Source organism: Streptomyces doebereineriae (assembly GCF_031845645.1).
Classification (GTDB): Bacteria; Actinomycetota; Actinomycetes; order Streptomycetales; family Streptomycetaceae; genus Streptomyces; species Streptomyces canus.
In genome coordinates this window covers 1-463 of sequence record NZ_JAVREZ010000246.1, presented here as the reverse complement: position 1 = coordinate 463, position 463 = coordinate 1, and the positions used below count along the sequence as shown (strand labels likewise).

The following is a 463-nucleotide window of genomic DNA, read 5'->3' as shown; positions in this document are numbered from 1 at the left end:
CCACTACTGCCTCATGGTCCACGAGTTCGCTCGCCACCTCGGCGCGGGTTCCGGCATCGATCCGCCGATCACCGGGAGAGCGGAATTTCGCGTGCTCGATGACACGAATGCCGGCGGCCAAAGCCTGCCGAATTGAGTTGGCAGACAAGCAATGAGCAGTCACAGGAAGGTGGGCTGTTCGACTGGCCGCGACGATTCGCTCAAGCTCGGCTGTCGTGAACGCAGCATCCCAGGGAGTCGATCCCGTGGTACCGCCGCCGGATGCCATGACCTTGATCTGGGTTGCCCCGGCAGCAGCGAACTTCTCCACGAGTTTCTCCAGCGCGAACCCGCCCGAAGCTTCGCCGCCCATACGCGCGGCGTGGCCTCCCGGTGGTGTCAGCGGTGCACCGGCCGCATAGAGCCGAGCTTGATCTGACGCCGGCCGCGCCTCCCGAGCGATCTGGAAGATGAGCGGTGAGGG

The 463-nt window shown here is 65.2% G+C and carries 1 pseudogene; it reads right to left on the bottom strand.

The features are described 5' to 3' along the window. A pseudogene (locus RNB18_RS51695) lies at positions 1 to 352 on the bottom strand (hypothetical protein); the annotation flags it as partial. Between the last annotated feature and the right edge of the window lie 111 nt (positions 353 to 463).